This window comes from Pseudomonas zhanjiangensis, assembly GCF_041027545.1.
Lineage (GTDB): Bacteria > Pseudomonadota > Gammaproteobacteria > Pseudomonadales > Pseudomonadaceae > Aquipseudomonas > Aquipseudomonas zhanjiangensis.
This window is the reverse complement of the sequence record NZ_JBFTEG010000011.1, coordinates 152,114-176,844: the sequence shown is the minus strand read 5'-3', so window position 1 is coordinate 176,844 and position 24,731 is coordinate 152,114. Positions and strand designations below refer to the sequence as shown.

The 24,731-nt window shown below is 61.4% G+C and carries 28 protein-coding genes, 1 tRNA gene and 2 pseudogenes; 17 read left to right on the top strand and 14 right to left on the bottom strand.

Annotated elements, in window-relative coordinates; all coding sequences use genetic code 11:
- Window positions 1–131: 131 nt before the first annotated feature.
- Entirely contained in the window at window positions 132–863 is a 732-nt protein-coding gene (locus AB5S05_RS22215; RefSeq protein WP_438943582.1) for a methyl-accepting chemotaxis protein, read from the bottom strand.
- 126 nt (window positions 864–989) lie between these two features.
- Window positions 990–2,087, bottom strand: a pseudogene (locus AB5S05_RS22210) (HAMP domain-containing protein); the annotation flags it as partial.
- 264 nt (window positions 2,088–2,351) lie between these two features.
- Here AB5S05_RS22210 and AB5S05_RS14990 point away from each other — a divergent pair.
- The 6 genes and pseudogenes from AB5S05_RS14990 to AB5S05_RS14965 form a co-directional block, all read left to right on the top strand.
- Window positions 2,352–2,994: pseudogene (locus AB5S05_RS14990) on the top strand (TraB/TrbI/VirB10 family type IV secretion system protein); the annotation flags it as partial.
- Window positions 2,991–3,227 (top strand): DUF2274 domain-containing protein, encoded by a 237-nt coding sequence (locus AB5S05_RS14985; protein WP_369288318.1) that lies wholly within the window; start codon window positions 2,991–2,993, stop codon window positions 3,225–3,227. The pseudogene AB5S05_RS14990 and the gene AB5S05_RS14985, both read left to right, overlap by 4 nt.
- 39 nt (window positions 3,228–3,266) lie before the next feature.
- On the top strand, window positions 3,267–3,710 hold the full coding sequence (locus tag AB5S05_RS14980; RefSeq protein WP_369288317.1) for a helix-turn-helix domain-containing protein: 444 nt from the start codon (window positions 3,267–3,269) through the stop codon (window positions 3,708–3,710).
- 9 nt (window positions 3,711–3,719) lie between these two features.
- Window positions 3,720–5,021, top strand: coding sequence for a HipA domain-containing protein (locus AB5S05_RS14975; RefSeq protein ID WP_369288316.1), 1,302 nt, complete (start codon window positions 3,720–3,722; stop codon window positions 5,019–5,021).
- A gap of 96 nt (window positions 5,022–5,117) precedes the next feature.
- Window positions 5,118–5,477, top strand: a complete 360-nt coding sequence (locus tag AB5S05_RS14970; protein ID WP_369288315.1) for a histone-like nucleoid-structuring protein, MvaT/MvaU family — start codon at window positions 5,118–5,120, stop codon at window positions 5,475–5,477.
- 151 nt (window positions 5,478–5,628) lie between these two features.
- Window positions 5,629–5,913: a pyocin activator PrtN family protein gene (locus AB5S05_RS14965; RefSeq protein WP_369288314.1), complete on the top strand. Its 285-nt coding sequence runs from the start codon at window positions 5,629–5,631 to the stop codon at window positions 5,911–5,913.
- Here the strand turns inward: AB5S05_RS14965 and AB5S05_RS14960 are convergent.
- A complete protein-coding gene (locus tag AB5S05_RS14960) occupies window positions 5,879–7,030 on the bottom strand; it encodes a tyrosine-type recombinase/integrase (protein ID WP_369288313.1) in 1,152 nt (383 codons plus the stop codon). The two genes, AB5S05_RS14965 and AB5S05_RS14960, sit on opposite strands and share 35 nt — an antisense overlap.
- 117 nt (window positions 7,031–7,147) lie before the next feature.
- Here AB5S05_RS14960 and dusA point away from each other — a divergent pair, with 117 nt between their 5' ends.
- On the top strand, window positions 7,148–8,158 hold the full coding sequence (gene dusA / locus AB5S05_RS14955) for a tRNA dihydrouridine(20/20a) synthase DusA (RefSeq protein ID WP_369288312.1): 1,011 nt from the start codon (window positions 7,148–7,150) through the stop codon (window positions 8,156–8,158).
- An 86-nt stretch (window positions 8,159–8,244) separates the two neighbouring features.
- Window positions 8,245–9,171: a transaldolase gene (gene tal / locus AB5S05_RS14950; protein WP_369288311.1), complete on the top strand. Its 927-nt coding sequence runs from the start codon at window positions 8,245–8,247 to the stop codon at window positions 9,169–9,171.
- Between the two features lie 47 nt (window positions 9,172–9,218).
- On the opposite strand, the gene rssC is transcribed toward tal, so the two are convergent.
- Together rssC and rssB are read right to left on the bottom strand one after the other, a co-directional pair.
- Window positions 9,219–9,701: an anti-sigma factor antagonist RssC gene (rssC, locus tag AB5S05_RS14945; protein ID WP_369288328.1), complete on the bottom strand. Its 483-nt coding sequence runs from the start codon at window positions 9,699–9,701 to the stop codon at window positions 9,219–9,221.
- A gap of 8 nt (window positions 9,702–9,709) precedes the next feature.
- Complete coding sequence (gene rssB, locus AB5S05_RS14940; protein ID WP_369288310.1) at window positions 9,710–10,894, bottom strand: two-component system response regulator RssB; 1,185 nt, start codon at window positions 10,892–10,894, stop codon at window positions 9,710–9,712.
- A gap of 217 nt (window positions 10,895–11,111) precedes the next feature.
- Here rssB and AB5S05_RS14935 point away from each other — a divergent pair, with 217 nt between their 5' ends.
- Window positions 11,112–11,411, top strand: coding sequence for a PilZ domain-containing protein (locus tag AB5S05_RS14935; RefSeq protein WP_369288309.1), 300 nt, complete (start codon window positions 11,112–11,114; stop codon window positions 11,409–11,411).
- Window positions 11,412–11,476: 65 nt separating this feature from the next.
- Here the strand turns inward: AB5S05_RS14935 and AB5S05_RS14930 are convergent, their stop codons facing one another.
- The gene (locus AB5S05_RS14930; protein WP_369288308.1) at window positions 11,477–12,178 is read right to left on the bottom strand and encodes an MlaA family lipoprotein; all 702 of its coding nucleotides are present in this window, start codon (window positions 12,176–12,178) and stop codon (window positions 11,477–11,479) included.
- A gap of 287 nt (window positions 12,179–12,465) precedes the next feature.
- On the opposite strand from AB5S05_RS14930, the gene pcrP reads away from it, so the two are divergent.
- On the top strand, window positions 12,466–13,203 hold the full coding sequence (gene pcrP, locus AB5S05_RS14925) for an HAD superfamily inactivated hydrolase PcrP (protein ID WP_369288307.1): 738 nt from the start codon (window positions 12,466–12,468) through the stop codon (window positions 13,201–13,203).
- 154 nt (window positions 13,204–13,357) lie between these two features.
- Window positions 13,358–13,624 (top strand): DUF4404 family protein, encoded by a 267-nt coding sequence (locus tag AB5S05_RS14920; RefSeq protein ID WP_369288306.1) that lies wholly within the window; start codon window positions 13,358–13,360, stop codon window positions 13,622–13,624.
- A 49-nt stretch (window positions 13,625–13,673) separates the two neighbouring features.
- Here the strand turns inward: AB5S05_RS14920 and queF are convergent, their stop codons facing one another.
- From queF to AB5S05_RS14900, 4 genes are all read right to left on the bottom strand, one after another.
- Window positions 13,674–14,504 (bottom strand): NADPH-dependent 7-cyano-7-deazaguanine reductase QueF, encoded by an 831-nt coding sequence (gene queF / locus AB5S05_RS14915; protein WP_369288305.1) that lies wholly within the window; start codon window positions 14,502–14,504, stop codon window positions 13,674–13,676.
- 54 nt (window positions 14,505–14,558) lie between these two features.
- On the bottom strand, window positions 14,559–15,257 hold the full coding sequence (pyrF, locus tag AB5S05_RS14910) for an orotidine-5'-phosphate decarboxylase (RefSeq protein WP_369288304.1): 699 nt from the start codon (window positions 15,255–15,257) through the stop codon (window positions 14,559–14,561).
- A gap of 127 nt (window positions 15,258–15,384) precedes the next feature.
- Window positions 15,385–16,263, bottom strand: a complete 879-nt coding sequence (locus AB5S05_RS14905) for a PhzF family phenazine biosynthesis protein (protein WP_369288303.1) — start codon at window positions 16,261–16,263, stop codon at window positions 15,385–15,387.
- The gene (locus tag AB5S05_RS14900) at window positions 16,254–16,526 is read right to left on the bottom strand and encodes a DUF1127 domain-containing protein (RefSeq protein ID WP_369288302.1); all 273 of its coding nucleotides are present in this window, start codon (window positions 16,524–16,526) and stop codon (window positions 16,254–16,256) included. The genes AB5S05_RS14905 and AB5S05_RS14900 overlap by 10 nt, the downstream gene beginning before the upstream one ends.
- 96 nt (window positions 16,527–16,622) lie before the next feature.
- Here AB5S05_RS14900 and AB5S05_RS14895 point away from each other — a divergent pair, with 96 nt between their 5' ends.
- Window positions 16,623–17,477, top strand: coding sequence for a LysR substrate-binding domain-containing protein (locus AB5S05_RS14895; RefSeq protein WP_369288301.1), 855 nt, complete (start codon window positions 16,623–16,625; stop codon window positions 17,475–17,477).
- Here AB5S05_RS14895 and AB5S05_RS14890 read toward each other — a convergent pair.
- Window positions 17,467–18,222 (bottom strand): sulfite exporter TauE/SafE family protein, encoded by a 756-nt coding sequence (locus tag AB5S05_RS14890; RefSeq protein WP_369288300.1) that lies wholly within the window; start codon window positions 18,220–18,222, stop codon window positions 17,467–17,469. The two genes, AB5S05_RS14895 and AB5S05_RS14890, sit on opposite strands and share 11 nt — an antisense overlap.
- 105 nt (window positions 18,223–18,327) lie before the next feature.
- Here AB5S05_RS14890 and AB5S05_RS14885 point away from each other — a divergent pair, with 105 nt between their 5' ends.
- Window positions 18,328–19,284, top strand: coding sequence for a LysR family transcriptional regulator (locus AB5S05_RS14885; protein ID WP_369288299.1), 957 nt, complete (start codon window positions 18,328–18,330; stop codon window positions 19,282–19,284).
- 69 nt (window positions 19,285–19,353) lie between these two features.
- On the opposite strand, the gene efp is transcribed toward AB5S05_RS14885, so the two are convergent.
- From efp to AB5S05_RS14870, 3 genes are all read right to left on the bottom strand, one after another.
- Complete coding sequence (gene efp, locus AB5S05_RS14880) at window positions 19,354–19,926, bottom strand: elongation factor P (RefSeq protein ID WP_369288298.1); 573 nt, start codon at window positions 19,924–19,926, stop codon at window positions 19,354–19,356.
- 46 nt (window positions 19,927–19,972) lie between these two features.
- The gene (gene earP / locus AB5S05_RS14875; RefSeq protein WP_369288297.1) at window positions 19,973–21,109 is read right to left on the bottom strand and encodes an elongation factor P maturation arginine rhamnosyltransferase EarP; all 1,137 of its coding nucleotides are present in this window, start codon (window positions 21,107–21,109) and stop codon (window positions 19,973–19,975) included.
- Between the two features lie 109 nt (window positions 21,110–21,218).
- Window positions 21,219–21,308 (bottom strand) — tRNA-Ser (locus AB5S05_RS14870).
- A gap of 322 nt (window positions 21,309–21,630) precedes the next feature.
- Here AB5S05_RS14870 and AB5S05_RS14865 point away from each other — a divergent pair.
- From AB5S05_RS14865 to AB5S05_RS14850, 4 genes are all read left to right on the top strand, one after another.
- Window positions 21,631–22,320, top strand: coding sequence for a crotonase/enoyl-CoA hydratase family protein (locus tag AB5S05_RS14865; protein ID WP_369288296.1), 690 nt, complete (start codon window positions 21,631–21,633; stop codon window positions 22,318–22,320).
- A gap of 273 nt (window positions 22,321–22,593) precedes the next feature.
- Window positions 22,594–22,740, top strand: coding sequence for a hypothetical protein (locus tag AB5S05_RS14860; RefSeq protein ID WP_369288295.1), 147 nt, complete (start codon window positions 22,594–22,596; stop codon window positions 22,738–22,740).
- A gap of 185 nt (window positions 22,741–22,925) precedes the next feature.
- Entirely contained in the window at window positions 22,926–23,657 is a 732-nt protein-coding gene (locus AB5S05_RS14855) for a 1-acylglycerol-3-phosphate O-acyltransferase (RefSeq protein ID WP_369288294.1), read from the top strand.
- A 97-nt stretch (window positions 23,658–23,754) separates the two neighbouring features.
- Window positions 23,755–24,726: a magnesium and cobalt transport protein CorA gene (locus AB5S05_RS14850; RefSeq protein ID WP_369288293.1), complete on the top strand. Its 972-nt coding sequence runs from the start codon at window positions 23,755–23,757 to the stop codon at window positions 24,724–24,726.
- Window positions 24,727–24,731: the final 5 nt, after the last annotated feature.

The following is a 24,731-nucleotide window of genomic DNA, read 5'->3' as shown; positions in this document are numbered from 1 at the left end:
AGCACCAAGGCGGCTGCCTCGCGTTTGAACTCGGCGGAAAACGTACGTCGTTGTTTGCTCATCAGACACCTCTCTCACGGCGAGGATTTTCGCCTAAATCGGTGTCCGGGATCAGTAGACCACTACAGTACTCAGTCCGTACGGAAACGCCCAACCAATGTGTTCAGCTCACTGGATACCTGAGTCAGCAAGCGCGTGGTGACCTTGGACACACTGGAAACCTCACTGATTCGAGCGGCATCCTGATGAATGCCAGTGATATAGCGGTTGATGTCTTCGGCCACCGCATGCTGTTCCTCGGCGGCAGTGGCGATCTGGGTGTTCATATCCTTTATCGTAGTAACCGCTTCATGCACCCCGGCAAATGCCTCCTCAACCTGAACGGTAAATGCCACCGACTCGTTTGACTGCAGCAGGCTGTGTTGCATTTCCACGGCCACGCTTTGGCTGCTACGGAGCAGTCTACTAAGCAAGTCGTTGATCTGTTCGGTCGAGTCGGAGGTGCGTTTCGCCAAAGCGCGCACCTCGTCCGCCACCACGGCAAACCCACGGCCCTGATCTCCTGCGCGCGCGGCCTCAATGGCGGCATTGAGGGCTAGCAGGTTAGTCTGCTCGGCGATACCACGGATGGTATCGAGAATGACCGTGATGCCTTGAGTATTCTGCTCCAGCTGGCTTATCGATTCGGAGGCCTGACGGATACGGTCCCCCAGGCTACCGACCTGACAGACCATGAGGCCGATGACCTGCTGTCCTTTGTGCGCCTGATCCTGGCCGTCCTGAGCGGCTTGCGCGGCACGATTGCAACTGATGGCCACTTCATTAGCCGTGGCGACCATTTCATGGAAGGCAATAGACACCATGTCCACGGCCGTAGCCTGGCGTTGTGCGGTATCGTCGAGCTGACTGGCTTGATTACCGATAGCCACTGCCCCCTGCTCTACCTGCAGACTGGAAGCGCGAATTTCCTTGATCAGCTCTTGGATGCTACCGACAAAGCTATTGAAGCCTCTGGCCATCTGCGCAGTTTCATCATTGCCCTTGGTCTCAAGGCGGCAAGTCAGGTCCGCCTCGCCACTGGCAATATCACGCAGGCTCGCCGAAGTACTGTTGATTGGCGCAATCAGAACTTTTGACAGAGTCACGCCGCACAACCCAAAAAGCACCACCAGAACAACCGCCAGCAGCGTGATAACCCACACCAAATGCCAAGCGCCAGCGTTGATTTCACTGCTTTCGATCAGGCCAATATAGGTCCAGCCCAAGGTCTGCGATTTATATACACTGGCGCTGTAGTCCTTGCCATCCAGTTGTACGTTATAAAAGCCTGCCGACTGACTGGCGAGAAACTCGTATCCATCGCCCAGACTTGCCAAGGTCTTAAAGCTGTTATCGGGATGCATCGGATCGGCCAGCACATTACCGTCACTTTCCACCAACAACAGATAACCATCGTTGCCAAAGCGGATTTTCTTGGCTACTTCGGTCAGCTTTTTTAACGAGATATCCACAGAGATGACACCGGTCCCGCCATCGGCATCGGTAAAGGTCTGTGCGGTAGATATAATGATCGCGTGGTCCTCGGCAAACTCGTAAGCCTGAGTACGAATCGGTTTACCATTTCCAGCAAGAGCGGCCTTGAACCAAGGTCGTTCGCGCGGGTCATAGTTGGCCCGAATCTCCGACAGCGGCCACTGCAGATAATGCCCGTTGCTAGTCGCTGCATACACATAAGCATAACTTGGATGCGATTTCCCCACCTGCTCGAACAGCTCATAGATAGAGCTTCCCACGCCACTGGTCGGGACCTGCATTTCCCTAACCTGAGATGCCTCTATATAACTTGGAAGTGTATTATCGGCCGACTGTAAGAGTCGTGTCTGACTCAGCAGCGTGACGTTCTTTGCGACACTGTCAAGAAAAAAAGAAAACGCATTATCCACTTCACGCATCTGTTTAACGCTGCTCTGATTGAACTGCTCGCGCTCCCGACTAATCGCCTGATCGGTCACAAATATCGCGATAATCAGCACAGGAACCAAGGTTACACAGATAAAGGCGACTATCAATTTAACGCGAATAGTCATAGATCCACCCAAGTTTTATTAATTATTGTCGCTTGAGAAAATCTCAGCGAATACATACAAATAACCATCTTTACGCCATCGCCGAGCCTCTGGCGATATTAATAAACGCATAAAGACCTCTGGGCGAGGCCGTTTTGTCTTGTGACCAGACTGCCTGTTGGCAGGCCCATTGCAGCAGACTGCGCTCAGTAACTTTTGTACGTGCCCGACCTATAATTTCCATTCACTCACCACCGATCATCCTTACTGAACCAGAACGACCGCAATGCACCGATCCGTAATAGAGGAGCTCTGCAAATGCCCGAGTCGCCCTACCAAGTGATGGCCGGCACCGTCATTGCGGCGGCCTTGGTCACCGAGGTCAAGTCGGACCTGCCCGGCGATGTCATCGCCACGGTCACCGAGCCGGTCTACGAGAGCGCCACCGGCCAGCATGTACTGCCCCCCCCAGGGCGCACGCCTGCTCGGCCGCTACAACAGCCAGGTGAGCTACGGGCAGAGTCACGTGCAAGTGGTGTGGCAGCGGGTGATCCTGCCGGACACCTCGTCCTTCCAGCTCGATAACCTGGTCGGCAGCGACACCGCCGGCTACGCAGGCCTGGAGGAGGGCGTCGACTGGCATTGGGGTCGGATCGTCGCCGGCGCGGCCATGACCAGCCTGCTGGGCATCGGCGCCGAACTGGCGGCACCGGCCAGCCGCACTGACGGCGACCGCATCATCATCGCCGGGCGCGACAGCCTGCAGGACACGGTGAACCAGATCGGCCAGGAGGTCACTCGCCGCAACCTTGATATTCAACCCACGCTGACCCAACGTCCCGGTCTGCCCCTGCGCGTGATCGTCAACCGCGACCTGGTGCTGCGTCCCTACCGGCCTTTCTCCACTCAACAGAGGAACCCGCAATGAGCACGACCAAACTACGCCTTGGCCCCTTACCCAGAGCCGAGAACCTGAAGCTGACCTTCACCTGCCCGGCCGGCCTGAAGGCCGACCTCGAGCGTTACGCAGCGCTTCATTCTAAAACCTACGGAGAAGCCGTCGACGCCCTGACGCTCATCCCACACATGCTGGAAGCCTTCATGGCGAGGGACCGGGCATTCAAAAGACTTAACAAGCCTGCATTGTCTGCTGCGCCATGAACCACCGGTCCAAGCTAGTCAGCGAGAAGAAGATTTTTAATGCGCATGACCGGATCGATAAAAATCCTCAAGATCGTGCTGTTTTTAGTGTTAATGATGTTCCGCCTCAGTAAATCCTCACGAACATGCGGATTTATGACTAGAATAGGCTCATGGCAGCATAATCCGCTCGATCATGAGGATTTAGGCATGCAGTTTCAGATCGACACACCGGAAAAAATTGGCATGGTGATTCGCGCAAGCCGCAAGGCCATGGACATGCGCCAGGACGATGCCGCGGGCAGCATCGGCGTGTCCGAGAACTTCCTCGGCAAAGTGGAGCGTGGCGGCGAGTCGGTTCATTGGGGCAAGCTTTTCCAGGTCATGCGGGAGTTGGGACTACAGGTCTACGTTGATGTCCCGGATGAAGTCGCGGAACAAGCTCGACAGAATCTGGAGAGGCTTCTCGAAAAAGCTGAACAACAGCAACCTGCCCAGAGATAGAAGACTGCAATGGATCGCCAATTAAACGCCTGGATCAATCACACACTGATCGGCACCATATCCGAACAGAACGGCCTTTGGAGCTTCGCCTACACCCAGCAGTGGCTACGCCAACCGGGCGCCTACCCTCTTTGCCCTAACCTGCCACTGCAAAAAGAACCGCATGTGGATGGCGCCTCGGTGCGGCCAGTACAGTGGTACTTCGACAACTTGCTGCCTGAGGAAGGCCAGCGACAGTTGATCGCTCGAGCCGCGCATACATCCGTAGCCGATGCCTTTGGCTTGCTTACCCAGTTCGGAGCTGAGTCGGCAGGTTCTATCACCCTCCTCCTACCAGGTCAGCAGCCTACATCTGGTGAACTTCGGGCATTGCCTGATGAAGTGCTGTCGCAGCGCATTTGCGATATGCCCCGCGTACCTCTGGCCGAGCAAGCTGCCAAGCGTATGTCGCTGGCAGGCGCTCAGCACAAGATGGCCATCATCTTAGATGGAGAGCAACTTCTAGAGCCCACCGGCAACATGCCATCGACCCATATCCTCAAGCCCGACCACCCGGATATGAGCTACGCGCATTCGGTAATCAACGAGTGGTTTGTCATGACTCTGGCAAAACGAATGGGCCTTCAAGTTCCAGAAGTCACTCGCCGGTATGTTCCGCAACCGGTCTACCTCATCTCCCGTTTCGATCGGCGGCAAACACCAAAAGGCTGGGAGCGGCTGCATTGCATTGATGCCTGCCAATTGCTTGGACTCGACCGAGCCTATAAGTACGATCAAGGCAGCGTGCAACGCCTGCTGGATATCAGCAAGATGTGCAGCATCCCGGCAAAAGCTCGACTCGAGCTATTCCGCTGGCTAGTGTTCAACATCCTGGTGGGCAACGGCGACGCCCACCTGAAAAACCTCAGTTTCTTGGTCACAGCCAAGGGAGTAAGCCTCTCCCCCTTTTACGACCTGCTGAGCACCGCGGTGTATACCACCCGTGCCTTTGACCAGGATGGCTGGCCAGCGCAGGTGAGAATGGCCTGGCCAATCGGCGAAGAAGACCGGATTACGCACCTCAACCGCACGAACCTCGTTGCCGCTGCCGAATCCATGGGTATAAAAGCCAGCGCAGCACTGGCATCAATCGACAAAATAACATCGGGGATCCAGACCACTGCGAATCAGCTGCTTGAACAAGTAGTCTGCGACAATCAGGAACTGGCGCAGAAAAAGCCACATCTCCAAGCAACTCTTGCAGGTGAAACGCGTTGCCTGAGAACTATCGTCAGCATCGTGATCGGTGAAATGAGCAAACAGCTTTCCTAATATCCAGACGGCAACTGTCGAGTAGCATTCCCCCACATAGTGATTGCAGCTATAGTCGAGAACCTAACCCACCACCCATAAAGGGAAACTGACAGTATGTCGAAACTTGCCGAATTTCGTGCTCTTGAACAGCAACTGGCCGCTCAACTAGCTGAGTTAGAGGCGCTCAAGAAAGACGATGGCTTGAAAAAAGAAATGGAATTTGAAGAAAAGCTCCGCGCCCTGATGTCAAAGTACGACAAGAGCCTGCGCGACATCATTGCCATCCTTGATCCGCAAACCAAAGTTGGCAAATCCACGAAGCAGGAATCCATGCAGCGCCGTCCTCGCCAAGTGAAACGCTACAAGAACCCCAAGACAGACGAAGTTGTGGAAACCAAAGGCGGCAATCACAAAATCTTGAAAGCGTGGAAAGAAGAGTTCGGCTCTGACGTTGTTGAAGGCTGGCTGCAGTAACGCTGAGATGAGCCAGAGGCACCGTTCTTCCGACGGTGCCAGCGCCCGCCCAAAATCACCCTTCCCACGCCTGCCTGCGACACAGTTGGTATGCCGCTGGGCACAGTGCCCATAGGCTGAGACCAATGGAATAGGTCGATGGCATGGAGCAATGAAGACACTGTTTTTACTGATGGCGCAGTACGACGGACAAGTCATAATCCCGCTTGATCGAGTCTGTCAGGACTACTTTTCACACCTCAGCCCCGAGATGTTCCAGCGCAAGGCGCTGAACGGCGCACTAAAGATCCCCATTGTTCGCATCGAGCCGAGCCAGAAATCTGCCAAGGGAGTGCATCTTGAGGACCTGGCCGTTTATCTCGACGCCCAACGCTTAGAAGCGATCAGGGAGCGAGATCAACTTAGTGGCGACCGCCGCGTCGGACGAGGCCGTTGAGCGTGCGCTCACCGAACTTCACGCTTGACGCCAGCACCTTTGGAAGCCAATTCCATCCTTCATAGGGATCACCACGTCCATTCAGATGGGTGTAGCGTCGCAACGAATTCCAGTCTCTATGACCAGAAACACTTGCCACACGAGGGATATCCCAGCCCATCTGAAATAGCCGACTGACGCCGTCATGGCGAAGGTCATGAAAGTGCAAATCCTTAATCCCTGCGCGCTCGCAAGCTCGACTCCAGGCCGTAGACACCGACTCACTGTTATAGGGGAAAATTTCGTCGCATGAGCGTGGCATGCTCTGAACGATTGCCCAGGCCTCGTCAGGCAGGTAACACCAGACGTTGTTGCCGATCTTGTCACCCGGATTCTTCATGTCCCGCACCATCACCGACTGCCGCGATTCATCGAGATCGCCCCAGCGGATACGGCAAATCTCATCCTGCCGCCGCGTGGAAAAGATGGCGAAGCATGACACTTTCAACATATTGATGGACGCTGGCCGGGCCTCGAGGACCCGCTCAAACTCTGCAAAGATCAGATTCAGCTCATTGAGCGCCGGCCGACGATCGCGCTCTCGACTCTTCAGCTTGTAGCCCAACTTGCTCAGCACTTTCCGTGCGTCCACCATCGCATGCGGATCAATCTCGCAACCCCAAGCTGGCCGCGCTATGGATAACACGGCACCTAGATGAGCAAGGTCGTTGCCTGCAGTCTGCGGCTGGACGCCGCCACCCTCGTCACTCATACGCCATAGGGCATAGTCCACCAGCACCTGAGCGCTCACTTGGCGATCCTCGTACTCGCCCACATAAGTCTTGGCAATGGCCTCGAGTGTCGCTTTCTTGGTCTTACCGATAGATCTGGCTTTACCGTACTCCTCGAGGTACTTCTCGATCATCGAAGAAACGGTGGTGCCCAAGCGATTCGCCCGCTCGATCGCACCAGGCTCGTCCAATTCGGTCTCGCGACGCTTGGCCCACGCCTGCGCAGCCTGCTTGCGGGCGAAAGTCTGGCTCTCTTGGTAGACTTGCGTGCCGTTTTTCTTGATACGGATCTGCGCGGTATAGCGAAGCGAGCCGTCCGCGCTCTTTCGGGCTCGAATGGTTGCCACAGTGGTACGCCCTCCTGGCCGGTGGTACAAACGAACTTTTCGGTGGTACATTGTACCACCGCCTCAAGAAAAATGCCCTAGAATCCCCGAAAACACGGCGGAAATGCGACAAGCCAAATGCCTCTAGAATCAGCCTTAACACCAGAAACCACGCGCCCTACGCTGTCCCGCCGCTTCTCCGTTGCGCCGATGATGGATTGGACCGACCGGCACTGTCGCTTCTTCCTTCGTCAGCTGTCGCGCCAAGCCCTGCTCTATACCGAGATGGTCACCACCGGCGCGCTGCTGCATGGCGACAGCGCACGTTTCCTGCGCCACAGCGAGGCGGAGTACCCGCTGGCCCTGCAGCTGGGTGGCAGCGTGCCGGATGAACTGGCGGCCTGCGCCAAGCTCGCGCAATCAGCCGGTTACGACGAGGTAAACCTGAACGTCGGCTGCCCCAGCGACCGGGTGCAGAACAACATGATCGGCGCCTGCCTGATGGCCCATCCGGCGCTGGTGGCCGACTGCGTCAAGGCCATGCGCGATACGGTGAGCATTCCGGTGACGATCAAGCATCGCATTGGCATCGACGGCCGTGACAGCTACGCCGAACTCTGCGACTTCGTCGGACAGATCAGCGAAGCCGGCTGCCAGAGCTTCACCGTGCATGCGCGAATCGCCATCCTGGCCGGGTTGTCGCCCAAGGAAAACCGCGAGGTGCCACCGCTGCGCTACGAGGTGGCAGCGCAGATCAAGCGCGACTTTCCGCACCTGGAAATCATCCTCAATGGAGGAATCAAGCGCCTGGAAGACTGCCATGTCCATCTGCAGACCTTCGACGGGGTGATGCTCGGCCGCGAGGCCTATCACAATCCCTACCTGCTGGCAGAGGTGGACCGGCAGCTGTTCGGCGCAACGACGCCGGTGCTCAGCCGGATCGAGGCGATGCAGTCGATGCGCGCCTATATCGCCGCGCACCTGGCCGAGGGCGGCAGCATGCACCACATTACCCGCCACATGCTCGGCCTGGGCCAGGGCTTCCACGGCGCGCGCCGCTTCCGTCAGCTGCTGTCGGTGGACATCCACAGGACCAGCGCCCCCCTGGCGCTGTTCGACCAGGCAGCGCAACTGCTGGAAGGCCGCTGAGCGCCTGAAGGGAGCGGCGCGCCAGCAGTTGAGCCGTCCCTGCCGCTCGGGTAAGGTCATGGCATCCGTATCGACAAGGCTGCGTCATGACCTCCAAGCTGGATCAACTCAAGCAGTTCACCACCGTGGTCGCCGACACCGGCGATTTCGACGCCATCGCCCGGCTGAAGCCGGTCGACGCCACCACCAATCCCTCGCTCCTGCTCAAGGCCGCTGCCCTGCCGCGCCATCAGGCCCTGCTCAAACAGGCGCTGAGCGCCGGCCAGGGTGACCTGGGACTGGCCTGCGACCACTTCGCCGTCACCGTCGGCCAGGAGATTCTCCAACTGATTCCCGGACGCATCTCCACCGAAGTCGACGCGCGCCTGTCGTTCGACACCCAGGCTACCCTGCGCCGTGCCGAACGCCTGATCGAGCTCTATGAGCAGGCCGGGGTCAGCCGTGACCGAGTGCTGATCAAGGTCGCTTCGACCTGGGAAGGTATTCGCGCCGCCGAGCAACTGGAGAGAGCCGGCATCCAGTGCAACCTCACCCTGCTGTTTTCCTTCGCCCAGGCCCAGGCCTGCGCCGATGCCGGCGTGTTCCTGATCTCGCCGTTCGTGGGGCGGATCTACGACTGGTACAAGATGGCCGAAGGCCGTGACTACATTGGCGCCGAAGACCCCGGCGTGCAGTCGGTGACGCGCATCTACAACTATTACAAGGCCAACAACTACGCAACCGTGGTGATGGGCGCCAGCTTTCGCAACCTCGGCCAGATCGAGCAACTGGCCGGCTGCGACCGCCTGACCATCAGCCCCGACCTGCTCCAGCAACTGAGCGACGACCAGGGCGCCCTCACGCGCAAACTGGCGCCGGGCGCTGCCGGGGAAGCGTGTCAGAGCCTAGACGAGAGTCAGTTCCGCTGGGCCCTGAACGAAGACGCCATGGCCACCGAAAAGCTCGCCGAAGGCATCCGCCTGTTCGCCCGCGATCAGGAAAAACTGGAAAAGCTGCTGGCCGACAGAGCCTAAATGCACGACGGGGCGCCTAAGCGCCCCGTCGCCACCGCTCCCCCTGACTAGTGGTGCTCGAGGGCGTTAACCAGATCGTGGAAGGCTTCGCGATTGGATTCGTTCAGTCCCATCAGAATGCGGTGGGCCTCGAGCACCTTGGCCCGCACCACCTCCTCGGATTGGTCCTGCGCCGGTAGATCGTCCAGGCATTCCGGGCAAGGGATGGGCGTATCGACGATATTGAATACCTGATCGAAGCCCATCGACTGCAACAGACGGGTGATATCCGGGTGGGTGGTGACCACCGTCGGCAGCAAACCGATCTTCTGCCGCGACAGGATCGACAGCTTCGCCAGCAACCCCAGGGTGGTGCTGTCGATGCTGCGGGTCTCGGTCAGGTCGATGACGATGGCGGAGAAGTTCAGCGCAGTGAAGATCTTCTCAATGGTGGCATCCAGCGCCGAACAAAGGGTCAGGCGCACCTCGCCGACGAACTTCAGTATGAAGGTACCGCCCTGCTCGGCGAATTGGATTCTACCGGGGCTCATCCCAGGATTCATGCAAGGTTCCTGCTTAACACCAGCAAGGCGATATCATCCGGCATATCCGCCAGATTGGCCAGCCCAAACACTTGACGCAACCCATCCAGGGTTCCCCCTGCCGAGCTTACCAACTGTGGCAGCGCGGTTTCTTTTGCCTGCAAGGTATCGCCCGGCAGCAGATCCAGAATACCGTCCGAGAGCAGCGTGAGGCTGAAGGATTCGGGCAGTTCGAGCACATGATCGGTGTAGGTCGCCTCCTCGAACAGGCCAACCGGCAGCCCGCGACCGTCCAGATAGCGCGCCTCGCCCCCACTGAACAGCACTGGCAGCGGCAGATGCCCGCCGATGCTGTAGGTCAGCTTGCCGCTGCGTTCGTCGATGACCCCACCGAGCATGGTCACGTGCTTACCCAGCTTGCAGTTGATCAGACCACGATTGATGTGGCTAAGCACTTCCGAGGGCTTGAACTCGCGCAGCCGGGCCCCACGCCGCGACTCGTAGAGCAGACGGGTAGTCATGAACTTGAGCAGGACGGTGACGAACGCCGAGGAAGCACCATGCCCGGAGACATCCGCGAGGTAGAACGCCACTCGCCGTTCATCCACCCGGAAGTAGTCGACGAAGTCTCCAGAGAGATACAACGACGGTATGATCTGGTGGGCGAAGCGTAGTCCGTCGACCTGCCAAGGCGTAACCGGCAGCATGTTCATTTGCACCTGACGGCCGGCGTTCTGATCTTCTTCGAGCAGGTGCAGGCTGGCTTGCAGCTCGCGGTTGGCCGCTTCCAACTCTTCGCGATAGCGCTGGTTTTCCCGGCGCAGGTTGGCGCGGTCCAGGGCGCGGCGCACCGAGTGCTCGAGCACCGCGAGGTCTTCCAGTGGCTTGATCAGGTAATCAGCAGCGCCCAGACGCAGGGCCTCCACCACGTCGGTCATGACGCCCGCACCGGACACCACTATGACTGGCGTGTCCACCTCCAAGGCGTTGATCCGGCGAATCAGCTCAAGCCCGTCGACTTGTGGCATGCGTAGATCGCAAACCACCAAATCGGGGTGCTCGCGCTGAAAAATCTCTAGGCCTTCCAGGCCATTGGCGGCCTGCAGGACGCTGAAACCGCTGTCTTCCAAGTAGGTCGCGAGGCTCGCGCGCACCACTTCGTCGTCGTCGATAATCAGCAGCGTGGCACTGGTATTGTGCATGGGGTATCCAGGCAAACTGCGCCGGGGGATGGCATGGCGTAAACGCCAGGCCAGCGGCCTGCACGCGTGTACTCGGTTCGCATCAAGGCGCAGACGGTACTCCCATCCGTAAACCGATTCAAGCGTGGGGCAATCATCGCGCTGTGACTTTACACCTCAATCGGGCCAAGGTTATAAGGGCCGCAGGACAGACCTGATAACAAGAGGATAGCGTCCCATGAGTCAGAGTGATCACGACTACAGCGAAAAACGCGACTACATCCGCATGCGGCTGGAGGCCCCTGTCACCCTGCATCATGACGGGCGTGAAATACCCGCGCTCTGCCTCGACCTGTCGAGTACCGGCATGCAACTGGAGGCCGAATGCATGCTGAGTATCGGCGACAAGGTCATGGTGCACATTGCCTCCGACCACAACGAACTCAAGGGCCTGGACGCCCACGCCGAGGTGGTTCGCATCCGGGACCTGGGCAACGGCCGGCAGGCACTCGGCCTGGCCATCAACTCGATGCACTGAACAAGGCTGGCCCAGCACGAAAAAGGCGGCCTTCGGGGCCGCCTTTTGCGTTGTCAGCAACTGTCTCAGAAGTCGTCTTCGACCTGCCCGTCCTGCACCTTGAACTCGCGGTTCTGCAAGTAGGCATTGCGGATGAAGAGGTACTTGTCGCCACTGATCAGCTTTTCAGCCGACAGCAGGCTGGCGCGGGTATCGACCACGTCCACCGCGCGCGTCAGGTTGCGCGTGGGCACATGGTCGATATAGGGATAGGGAGCCAGTTGGCTATCCGGCAACAGTCCTACCGTGTCGCGCACCGTACTCGGACCAAGCAGCGGCAGTACGACGAACGGCCCGCTCTGCAGGCCCCAGGCGCCAAGCGTCTGGCCGAAATCCTCGTCGTTCTTGCGCAGCCCCATGTGCCTGGCCACATCGAAGAACCCGAGCAGGCCGAAGGTGGTATTGAACAGCAGGCGGCTGGTATCTACGCCGGCATCGTGAAACTTGCCCTGCAGCAGATCATTGGCCAGGTTGCCGACATCGCCGATGTTGCCGAAGATATTGTGCACGCCATCTTCGAGAAACTGCGGCGTCACCGCCTGATAACCCTGTGCCAGAGGCTTCAGCGCATAGGTATCGATGGTGTCGTTGAAACGAAAGATCTTTCGGTTGACCCCTTCCCAGGGGTCATCTTCGCCAGCCTGCACCATCACAGGAAGCAGCATCAGACTGGCGCAGGCGATCAAACGAGCCAGACGACCCATCCAGTTCTCACCGGTCACACGCATTGCAATCTCTCCTTGAGAAAAGTGGCTTGGCCGCCAAGGCAAACCATCGAGGCCGCGCATTATAAGACTTGAAGCGGTGCAATTGGCAGCGCAGCAACTTTTTCATCGGGCGAATGGCGCTTGGCCATTCGCCGCTCTGCCTGCCCGACCTTACTCCTCTGCACAGGGCTCGCCCACCCCCAACAGCCACGACGCCGCCCCACGCACAGCTTCAGTGTCATCAGCCGTTCATACGACCGTCATCTGCGGACACTAGTCTGGACTAGACCGCCCCAAGGATGACCTCGATGCATACGCGCCCCCCCTCCTCGGCCTTCAGCGCCGTGCTGTTTGGCTTGTCCGGCTGCCTGGTGGACTTTGGCGCACGCACCCAGAGCGTCGCATTGCAGCGCCTGTATCCGCAGCGCCCCATACCCACGAACAATAGCCTGCTCGCACCTTCAGCAAGCCTGGCGGAAGTACTCGGACGCGCGCCCGATAGCGCCGAATGGCAGGCCTTCGAGCAGGCCCTGTGCGAAGCGGCTGGCGAACATGCCGAAGCCACCCCCGGCGCCCTGGCTCAGCTGCTAGCGCTGCACGCGCAAGGCGTGCCCTGCGCCTGGCTCGACGAACTGCCACGCGATGCCAGCATGCGCCTGGCCACGCCTCTTCCCGACTGGCTGGCAGGCGCTCCTTGCCGCCCGCGCAGGCCCTGGCCAGCACCAGACAGTTGCTGGCAAGCCCTGACCGACCTGGAAGTGAACCAACTCGATGGCTGCGTGCTGATCAGCGGCGAGCCGCGCCTGCTGCAGACCGGCCTCAACGCCGGTTTGTGGACTATCGGTCTGGCGGCGTGCGGACCACTGTGCGGCCTCGCACCGGCGGACTGGCAGGCGCTCGACGCTGCAGCGCGCGAGCGCCTGCGCTCGCAAGCCACCCTGGCCCTGTATCGCCTCGCTGTGCATTCGGTCATCGACCAGCTGAGCGAATTGCCCGCCTGCCTCGAGGACCTGGCCCAGCGCCGCCTGAAAGGCGAGAAACCCTGACCGCGCAACGCCCTCGCCGGTCAGCGCTTGGACAACCCCGACTTGATCCAGAGCAGGCAAAGCGACGCCGCATGGATTACCCTTGGAGACAAGCAAGGATCTTCCGCCTGTGCGCGAGGTCACTGCTATTGCCTATCAGTAAAGGGAGAGTTCTATGCCTGCAAGCCGTCTGCAGCAGCAACTTGAGGACCTGCGCGACCAACTCGCCCAGGACCCGCCACTCAGCGAAGAAGAGCGGGCATCGCTGTACGTGCTGATTCAGGAAATCGAAGCGCAGCTGGCCAGTCAGGCCGCGGCTGCGCCGGATGCCACCCTGATCGATGGGGTCAACTTGGCCGTGGAGCGCTTCGAAGCCAGCCACCCGACGCTGGCCGGCACCCTGCGCAATATCCTGCAGAGCCTGGCCAATATGGGCATCTGAGCGGCCACTGGGCGCAATAAGAAACCCCAGCCGCGGCTGGGGTTTTTCGTTACTGGCGCACCAGGCGGCGGTTGTCCGGATGGATGGCCTCGGTGCTGCGATAGGGGTTGATATCCAGACCACCGCGGCGCACATAACGTGCGTACACCGTCAGGTGCTCAGGCTCGAGCAGGCGCCGCAGGTCGAGGAAGATGCGCTCGACGCACTGTTCATGAAAATCCGCATGCTGGCGAAAGCTCACCAGATAGGCCAGCAGGCTGGCATGATCGAGGGCCGCCCCACGGTATTGCACCACCACGCTACCCCAGTCCGGCTGACCTGTGACCGGGCAGTTGGACTTGAGCAAATGGCTGTGCAGACTCTCCTCTACCAGCCGCCCCGCCTCGCACTTGAGCAGTTCCGGCCGCGGTTGGGCATAGCTGTCGATGCTCACATCCAGCTCATCGATACAGGTGCCTGGCGGCGTCGCCACTCCTTCGGCTGCCACCTCGGCCAGGCTGCGCACGCGCACACCGACAGCCTTGCCGGCTGCCGCCGAGAGGTCTTTTTCCAACACGGCCAGCAGTTCATCGGCACCGGCGAACACGCTCTGGTTGAGCGAATTGAGGTACAGCTTGAACGACTTCGACTCGATGATATTCGGCGAGTCTGCCGGAATCGCGAACTCGCCGATGGCCACCACCGGCTTGCCCGACGGCAACAGCCAGGACAGCTCGAAACAGTTCCAGAAGTCCACGCCGCGATAGGGCAGCGTCTCGGCGCTCATGCCGAGTTCGGCCCATTTCGGTGCACGCGGAATGGGAAACAGCAGCGACGGCGTGTAAGTGGCGATGTATTCGCTGGATTTGCCCAGGGGCGAATCTTCGGCGGCGGGATGCATGGCTAAAACCTGATTACTCGAAAAGTAAGATTGTATACAGATATACCGACAGTTTCAGGCCAGCTCGGCTACCAACTCGGCCAGAGCCTGGGCCGGGTCGGCGGCCTGGGTGACCGGCCGGCCGATCACCAGGTAATCGGAACCGGCAGCCAGGGCCTGACCCGGCGTGAGAATGCGCCGCTGGTCATCCTGGGCACTGCCCGCCGGGCGAATCCCCGGGGTTACCAACTGCAGCAAAGGGTGGGCCGCCTTGAGCACCTGGGCCTCCTGGGCAGAACACACCAGGCCGTCGAGACCGGCTTGCGCGGCCAGACCGGCCAGGCGCAGGACCTGCTCCTGCGGCTCGACATCCAGGCCGATACCGGCCAGGTCCTCGCGCTCCATGCTGGTCAGCACGGTCACCCCGATCAGCAGCGGCTTGCTGCCACCGAGCGCATCCAGGGTCTCGCGGCAGGCGGCCATCATCCGCAGACCGCCGGAACAGTGCACGTTGACCATCCAGACGCCCAGTTCGGCAGCTGCCTTGACCGCCATAGCCGTGGTGTTGGGAATGTCGTGGAATTTCAGGTCGAGGAACACCTCGAAGCCCTTGTCGCCCAGGATCGAGACGATTTCCGGGCCACAGCGGGTGAACAGCTCCTTGCCGACTTTGACCCGGCACTGCCTGGGATCGAGCCGTTCGGCCAGCGCCAGGGCGGCATCACGGGTCGGGAAATCCAGGGCAACGATGATCGGGGTCTGGCAAGCGGACATGGGCAGGCTCTCAGGCAGTCGAATTCGGCGCGCATTGTAGCGGATGCCACCGGCGCTTGCCGCTCCACCTATCTATAGACAGCACGGCACTCGCCGCCGCGCGCCAGGCAACTGCTGCAGCCCGGCATCATAGCTCCAGGGTCAGCTCGTGCATGGTGCGCGCCCTACCACCGGCCAGCAGGCGCTCGATGCCCCCCTGCGCCAGTTGCAGATCGACGGTGATCACGCTGGGCGATGGCGGCTGCATCAGGTAGCCCTGCTCGATCAACAGGCGCGGCCCCGGCTGCTGCATGCGATCGTGAAGAAAGCATGCCAAGGGGCCGGCAGCCATGCCGGTGGCCGATTCCTCGTCGATACCGTAGCGCGGGGCGAACATGCGCGCGCCGGCCGCCCGGCCCGGCTGGTGCGTCTGCCGGGAAAACACATAGAAACCGATCAGGTCGAGCCGCTCACTGATCCGCGCCAGCGCCGCTTGGTCGGGCCGCAACGCATGCACCTGCGCCTCATCCACCAGCGGCACGATGACGAAGGCACCACCGGTGCTCACCCGCGCGGGGTAGACGCCGGGCAGCAGGTGCGCCGGGTCGCTGCCAAGCGCAGCCAGCACCTCATTGAGCAACGCCGGCTTATCGCTTAGGTCAAGGTATTGCGGCGCGCGCTGCTCCATGAAGGCCATGTCCGCCTGGATCAGGATATCGCGGTTGCCATCGATGGTTTCCTTGCTGGTCCAGCCCTCGCCGACCAGCCCCAACTGGCGCAACAGCGAGAAGGTGGCCACTGTCGCGTGGCCACAATGAGCAATCTGCCGGGTAGGGGTGAAGAATTCCAGCTTGAACGCCGCACTCGCCGAACTGGAAACGAAGGCCGTCTCCGACAGCCCCACCTGCACGGCGAGTGCCTGCTTCTGCCCCACATCCAGCGCATCGGCCTGCAGCACCACGCCAGCAGGATTGCCGCCCTGCCCGCCATCGACGAAGGCGTTGACGATCCGCACCTCTACTTGCATAGCCGATACTCCGCCTTGTGGCTGGCCGACGTTGTTGCCAGCGGATCATCCCAGAACGGCCGCTCGCTTTCCCGAAAGACGTCACCACGGGTCAGCCCCAAGTCCTTCAGCGCCGCTGTATCAAGCGTAGCCAACTGGCGACGCTCCCTTGCCAATTGCTGCCAACGCCGAACCTGTAACCAAGCGCCGCGCAGCAGCGCCACCGGACCGATGCGGTTGCGGGGAAAGGAGTGAACCAATGCATAACCTTGCTGACTTTTCATCTCATCGCCCTCCTTTAGGGTTGGCGACAGTCTCACGCCAGGATTAAGATCAATCCAACGAATGTTTCTTATGCCTGACATCTGGGAGATTGATGAATGGCCGATTACCCGAGCATCGACAGCGAGCTGCTGCGAACCTTCGTGGCCATCGCCGACCACGGCGGCTTCACCCGCGCGGCCGAAATGGTCAACCGCACCCAGTCGGCAGTCAGCATGCAGATGAAACGCCTGGAGGAAGACGTGGTGCAGCGCCCGCTGTTCCAGCGCGATGGCCGCCAGGTCAGCCTCACCGCCGAAGGCCAGGTGCTGCTCGGCTACGCCCGGCGCATCCTCAAGCTGCATGGCGAGGCGATGAATACCCTGCGCGAGCCGCACATGGTCGGCGTGGTGCGCATCGGCACGCCGGATGACTACGTGATGCGCTTCATGCCGGGGATACTCTCGCGCTTCGCCCAGGCCTACCCGCTGGTGCAGGTGGAGCTGCACTGCGAGCCATCGTTCCAGTTGCTGCAACGCCAGGACCTCGATCTGACCATCGTGACCCGCGAGCCAGGCACCGAGATCGGCCAGCTGTTGCGCCAGGAGCGCGTGGTCTGGGCCGAGGCCCAGGGCTTCACCCCCCATGAACTAGAACCGCTGCCCCTGGCCATGTTCAACGCCCAGTGCTTCTGCCGCTCCTGGGCCTGCAATGCGCTGGACGCGATGGAGCGCTCCTATCGCATCGCCTACACCAGCCCCAGCCTGTCGGCGATCATGGCAGTGGTCAGCGCCGGCCTGGCGATCACCGCCCAGTTGCAGAGCCTGATTCCCCCGGACATGCGCATCATCGGCGAAGCCGAGGGCCTGCCGGCCATGCCCCTGGCCAGCATCGTGCTGCTGCGCAACTCGCACAACCAGTCGCCGGTGACCGAAACCCTGGCCGAGCACATCGCCGACGGTTTCAGACTCTGAGGCCGAGCAAGAGCGCACAGACCAGCAGGAAACCGGCGAACAGCACCTGCAACAGCCGCTCCGGCAGCGCATGGGCGATGCGCACCCCCCAACTGATGCTGAACAATCCACCCAGCGCCAGGGGAGCCGCCAGCGCCCAATCGACATGGCCGTGCAGGGCATAGGTGGCCAGGGTCACCGTGGTGCTTGGTGCCGCCAGAGCCAACGCCAGCCCCTGCGCCATCAGCTGGGTGGTGCCGAACACGCCGGTCAGCACCGGCGTCGCCAACACCGCGCCACCGACCCCGAACAGACCACCGAGCAAGCCGGCACCACTACCCAGCGCCGCCAGCCAGGGCCATGGATTAGCCAATCTGTTGTGGCCAGGACTCGGCCGCCAGTAGAGCCGTGCCAGGTTGTACAAGGCCAGGGCGATAAGGAAACCGACGAAGCCCAGGCGCATCCGCTCGGCTTCCAGGGTTACCGCCCAGCTCGCTCCGAGCAACGCACAGACAAAGCTGCTGGCCGCCAGAGTCAGCGCATGGCGCGGGTCGATGCGGTTACGCTGGTGATAGCGCCAGAGCGCCAGCAATACGTTCGGCACCACCATCACCAGGGCCGTGCCTTGGGCGAGTGGCTGGTCCAGGCCGAACAGCACGCCGAGCGTGGGAATCGCGATCAGGCCGCCGCCGATGCCGAACAGGCCACCCAGGGCGCCCAGCATCAGCCCCAGGCTCAGGTTCAAGGCGAAGTCGATCAGATTCATGGTGAGCAGCTCCCGTCATGCCGCGCATGCTAGTCGCCCACGCCTGGCACGGAAACGCACAAGCCAGCACAATGGCTGTGCCGATCACGCACAACCGAGCCGACGATGAACCCCGACGCCCTCACCGAGCAACTCAGCCTGTTCCTCGACGTCCTGGAAAGCGGCAGCTTCTCGGCCGCCGCCCGCCGACACCCGCTGACGCCCTCCGCCGTCGCCCGGCGCATCGACGCCCTGGAGCGCTCCCTGGGCAGCAGCCTGTTCAGCCGCAGCACCCATGCGGTACGCCCCACTCCGGCAGGCCTGGCCTTTGCCGAGCGCGCCCGGCGCATCCTGGCGGAACTGCACCTGGCCCGTGCCGAGGCGGTGTCGTTGAGCAGCGCCCCGGAGGGCCTGATTCGCATCGATGCGCCAGCCCCCTTCGGTCGCCGCCATCTGGCCCCGGCGATCGCCGAATTTCTGCTGGCCTATCCGGGGCTGGATGTACAGTTGCGCCTGATCGACAGCTTCGTCGACCTGCAGGGCGCGCACCTCGGCGAAGTCGACCTGGTCCTGCGCATCGGCCCGCTGGCCGATACGCGCCTGGTTGCCACCGCCCTGTCGCCGCTGGTGCGCGTGGTCTGCGCCAGCCCGGACTATCTGGCGCGCCGCGGTGTACCGCGCACGCCCAGCGAACTGGTCGAGCATGACGGCCTCGACTGGGACAGCCTGGCACCGCCCTACGCCTGGCGTTTCGAACAGGACGGCAAGCTCAACCTGTACCGCCCCAAGCACCTGCGCATGACCGCCAACAATGCCGAAACCCTGCTGTTCGGCGCCCTGGCCGGCCTCGGCATCGCCCACCTGCCAACCTGGCTGATTAGCGACTACCTGCTGCGTGGCGAACTGCAGCCGCTGTTCTGCGAAGCCGGGCTGCCGGCTGCCGAGCCCAGCGGCATCTACGCGCTGCGCCTGGAGCGCGAAAGCGCTTCGCGCAGCCGCCTGCTGCTGGAGCTTCTCAAGGCCCGCTTCGGCCCGGTACCGCCCTGGGACCTGGCGCTGCAGAGCGGCCTGGGTCGCGACTGAGGCAATTGACCGGCAGAAAAAAGCCCGACACCAGGGTCGGGCTCTTTCACCACACGAGTAACGTCAGTCTTAGACCGGTGCCTTGGCGCGGGACTTGTACTCGCCGGTGCGGGTATCGATTTCGATCCAGTCGTCGATTTCGCAGAAATCGGCGACCTTGACTTCGGTACCGTTGCTCAGCTTGGCAGGTTTCATCACCTTGCCCGAGGTGTCGCCACGGGCGGAACCTTCGGTGTAGGCGATCTGGCGCACGATGGTGGTCGGCAGGTCCACCGAAACCACTTTGCCTTCGAAGAACACGGCTTCGCAGACGTCGGTCATGCCATCGACGATGAACGGCAGGACGCTTTCCAGGTCGTCCTTGTTCAGCTCGTACTGGTTGAACTCTTCGTCCATGAACACGTAGTTCGGGTCGCTGTAGTAGGAGTAGGTCACGGCGACGCGATCGAGGATGACCGGCTCGAGCTTGTCATCGGCCTTATAGACGGTTTCGGTGGACGAACCGGTCAACAGGTTGCGCAGTTTCATCTTGACGATGGCGCTGTTACGGCCGGACTTGGTGAATTCGGCTTTCTGGATAAGCCAAGGCTGGCCGTCAATCAGGGCCACGCTGTTGGGCTTCATTTCTTGTGCGGTTTTCATACGAGTATCCGGATCGGGATTGAGATGCGTGAATCTAGGCCGCGTATCATAGCCAATTTAGGTAAAACTGTACCAGCGCCGCGGCGAGATCGGTCTGCGCGCCCTGCTCCAGGCACCATCGCTCGGCATGGGCGGCCAGCTCCGGCCACTCGCGCAGCACCGCACGCCAACTCGCCGCCACGTCCCCCTCACCATTCCAGGCCCGCCAGAGCCCACTCAGCGCCGCCGCCGCGGCAGACGAAAGATCCCGCGTATAGAGGGTGAGAAAAGCCTCGAGCTTGTCCAGGTGAACGGCCTCCTCCTGCCGATAGATGTGCCAGAGCAGCGGACGGGCAGCCCATTGCGCCCGCACGAAGGAGTCCTCACCGCGCACCGCGTTGAAATCACAGCTCCAGAGCAGCTGGTCGTATCTGTCCTGGCTGACGAAGGGCAAGACCTGGACCTGAAGCTGTCCGCGCTGACGCCGATCGCCAACCGCCAGGGCCGCCGATTCGCCAAGCCAGGCCTGCAGATCGCCCAAGATGCGCCCTTCCGGCACCAGCAGCTGGGTACGGCAGGCATCTGCCGCCAGGGCATCCAGCCAGCCGGCCAGACTGCTGTTCTCATAGGCGAACAACGAGATCAGCCGCGCCCCCTCAAGCCGCCGCACGCCGAGACTGGCGAGAAAGCCTGCGCGCGCCTGCGGGTCGGCCTGAAATGACTGGCGGCTAAACAGCAGGTCACGCTCGCGCAGCAGCCCGCCACTGCCCGCGGTGAAACCGGGAAAGAAGAAGAACTTCTGCAAGCCGTTGGACTGCAAGGACGGCAGGCCGTGGCAACCCTCGACCCAAACTTCGGCACTGAGATACTCCAAGTTGAGCCAGAGCACCTTGCGCGGCCGCGCCGCCATCGCCTCCACATAGCCCTGCGGCAGCGTACAGGCGAAGGCCTCGACCACCACATCCGCGGGCTCCACCGGCTGCCAGTCACGCCGCCACCGACAGACTTCCACCCCCTGCTGCAGCTGGCGCTCGGACTCTTCACTGGCCTGCGGACACAGGCGCACGAAAGCCCCCAGATCATCCACCCACAAGCGCACGGCCAGCCCATGCTCGGCCACCAACTGCCGAGCCAGACGCCAGGTCACGCCGATATCGCCATAGTTATCGACGACGCTACAGAAAATGTCCCAACTCGGACGCATGCAGGGCTCCAATGACCAGTGGCTTGGTCGACCTTATAAGGCCACAACCGAGTGCGGCAAATGACGGAAACGAAAAAGCCCGGCACAGGGCCGGGCTTTTCGTTTTGTCTGGCGGTGAAGGTGGGATTCGAACCCACGATACGGTTTCCCGTATACACACTTTCCAGGCGTGCTCCTTCAACCGCTCGGACACTTCACCGGATCTCGATGGACACTGCTGTCTGTCGAGGCGCGCTAATGTAGCCGAACGGTTCGCCAAAGGCAAAAGTTTTTTGCTGAAGATTCATGTGCTTAAGCCAGATGCCGATTATTCGCCAGATTGGCCGGGGTGCTGCCGCTAACCGCGGATGGACCAGCGGCCGCTCCCGCCCGGCCAATCGACCGCGTTCTGCACGGCACCCTGGTGGCTTCAAGCCAGGCGACTGTGGGCCATCTGGCTGACCCACCGGTCAGCCGCAGCGCTTTACCTGGGCCGCCCGGATGAGTAACTTCAGCCGCACTTCAGCACACGGAACCCGACCATGAGTGACCTGATCAGCTACCAACTCGAAGACGGCATCGCCACCCTGACCCTGAACAACGGCAAGGTGAATGCGATCTCCCCGGATGTGATCACGGCTTTCAACGCCGCACTGGATCGTGCCACACAAGACAAGGCCATCGTCATCATCACCGGCCAGCCGGGCATCCTGTCCGGCGGCTACGACCTGAAGGTAATGACCTCCGGGCCGCAGAACGCGGTGAACCTGGTCGCCGCAGGCTCTACCCTGGCGCGCCGCATGCTCGCCCACCCCTATCCGATCATCGTCGCCTGCTCCGGCCATGCGGTGGCCAAGGGCGCCTTTATTCTGCTCTCGGCCGACTACCGTATCGGCGTCGAGGGCGCCTTCAGCATAGGCCTGAATGAGGTGCAGATCGGCATGACCATGCACCACGTCGGCATCGAACTGGCCCGCGACCGACTGCGCAAGTCGGCGTTTCACCGCTCGGTGATCAACGGCGAGATGTTCGACCCGCAGGGCGCGGTCGATGCCGGCTTCCTCGACAAGCTGGTACCGGTCGGGCAACTGCTGCCCGCCGCCCAGGTGGTCGCCCAGCAGATGAAGAAGATCAACATGACCGCGCACCGCAACACCAAGCTGAAGGTACGCAAGGCTCTGCTGGAGACACTCGACCAGGCCATTGAACTGGACAAGCAGCTGCCGCTCTAAGCCCGGAAGTCCCTCCCCCAGCCCGGCCTGGCTGCCGGGCTGCCGACGCTGCTGTGCTGCAGCGCCTGCGCTCACATCCTCGACGCCCTCTTGAATCGGACGCTCGCGGCTCACGCACTGCTGCCGATACCTGGGCGCAACGGCGCAGGCCGCTGATTCAGCATGAACAGCGCCAACGCAGATCAAGAAATGCCGCAACTCTTTGCCTTCTAGCTACGCCCGCAGAGGCAGGCAACCTCCTCGAGTTACCCCACTGCATGCCCCATCGCCACGGTGGCCAAGCCACAGAGCGCGACCACCGAAGAGATCGACCGCAACACCAGCAACGTTCGCGACATCAGCCTCGAGGTGCGCCAGTGCGCGCTGATGGTCGATCAGGTGGGTCAGCAGGATCGCTTGCCGGCTCGCTTCAAGGTGTGAAGCCAGGGCCGTCCGGCCTGGGCGGCCCGCCTTCGAGAGTCGAGCGGTCGCAGGCATACCGACCGCTCGCCCCTTTAGCCGGCGTTATCCCGCAAGATCAGCAGCAATGGCCGCCGATCCAAGTCATTTGCCCAATACCCTGCCCGCCCCTACACTGCGCGACCTTCATTCAGACAGGCCTACCAATGCTTTTTGTCTTGCGCATGCTGGCGCTGGCCGTGCACTTCGTTCTGGCCGGCATGCTTGGCCTGCTGATTGGCGTATGGCGCCCGTTCAATCCCGACAACAGCCGCCTGTGCGCTCGCCTGTATGCGCTGCCGGGGCTCTGGCTGCTGGGCCTCAAGGTGCATGCCGAGGCCCGGTCGCTGCTCGAACACCGGCACGCCTGCGTGATCATCGCCAACCATCAGTCCAACTACGACCTCTACGTGCTCGGCCGCGTGGTGCCGCCGCGAACCGTCAGCATCGGCAAGAAGAGCCTGAAGTGGATTCCCTTTTTCGGCCAGCTCTACTGGTTGGCAGGCAATGTGCTGCTCGATCGTAGCAACCCGCTCAAGGCCAAGCAGGCCATGCTCACCACCACCGACACCCTGCGCCACCGGGACACCTCGATCTGGGTGTTTCCGGAAGGTACGCGCAACCTCGGTCAGGGCCTGCAGCCATTCAAGAAAGGAGCCTTCCAAATGGCCATTGCCGCCGGCGTGCCGATCATCCCCGTCTGCGCCAGCAACTACGTGCAGCGCATGCGCCTGAACCGCTGGCACAGCGGCCGGGTTCTGATTCGCTCGCTGCCGGCGATTGCCACCGCCGGAATGAGCATGGACGAGCTGCCCAGGCTGATCGAAGACTGCCGCGCACAGATGCTCCACTGCATCGACGCCATGGACCGGCAACTGGCGGCCGACGATGCCGCCTGAGTCACCCGCGACTGGAAATAACCGCCGCCGCCTACGACACTCAGACTAACGATGGGTTGGTGACATCCCGGCGCCATCGCAAAGTGGAGCAACACGCATGGGGCGAGTCGTAGCCGCCGCCGTCTACAGCCAGGGCCACAAGGTCACCGACATCAGCCTCGACGAAGGCGTGCAGTGGTCACGAAAACCGGGGCACTTCGTGTGGGTCGGCTTGCACGACCCGGGGCCGGCGGAGCTGACCAATCTGCAGCGCCAGTACGACCTGCACGAACTGGCGCTTGAGGACGCCCTGCAACGGCATACGCGACCGAAGCTGGAAACCTTCGGCGATGCGCTGTTCTTGGTGCTCTATTCGCCCATTCGGGTGGACGGTGAACTGGACTTCGTCGAAACCCAGCTGTTCGCCGGCAGCGGCTACGTGATCAGCGCCCGCTATGGCGAATCGGCGCCCTATTCACAGGTCCGTCAGCGATGCGAAGCGCGCCCGCTGCTGCTCGAACACGGCGAAGACTTCGTGCTCTACGCCTTGCTCAGCTTCGTTTTGGAAAACTATCGACCGATGCTCGATGAGTATCACCGCGAACTGGAAGAAATCGAAGGCGACGTGTTCCAGCGCTCGCTGACCCAGGCCGACATCGAGCGCATCCAGGACCTGCGCCGCGACCTGCTGCGCCTGCGCCGCAATACCGGACCGCTGGCGGAGATCTGCCAGGAACTGCAGCGCCTCGACTTTCCCTTTATCGAAAAGATCATGCATCCCTACTTCCGCGACCTGGCGATTCACGTTGACCGGCTGCTGGAAGACCTAACCGTTCTGCGCGAGATGGCCGACCACGCCATCGAGGTCGGCCTGCTGCTGGAGTCCTCACGGCAAAGCATTACCCAGCGCAAGTTTGCCGCCTGGGCGGCTATCCTCGCCTTCCCCACCGCGGTAGCGGGCATCTACGGGATGAACTTCAGGCACATGCCGGAGCTGACCTGGGAATTCGGCTATCTCGGGGTGCTCGGCTTGATCGGCACCGGCTGTGTGACCCTGTACCTCAGTTTCAAGCATTCCGGCTGGCTCTGAAGCGG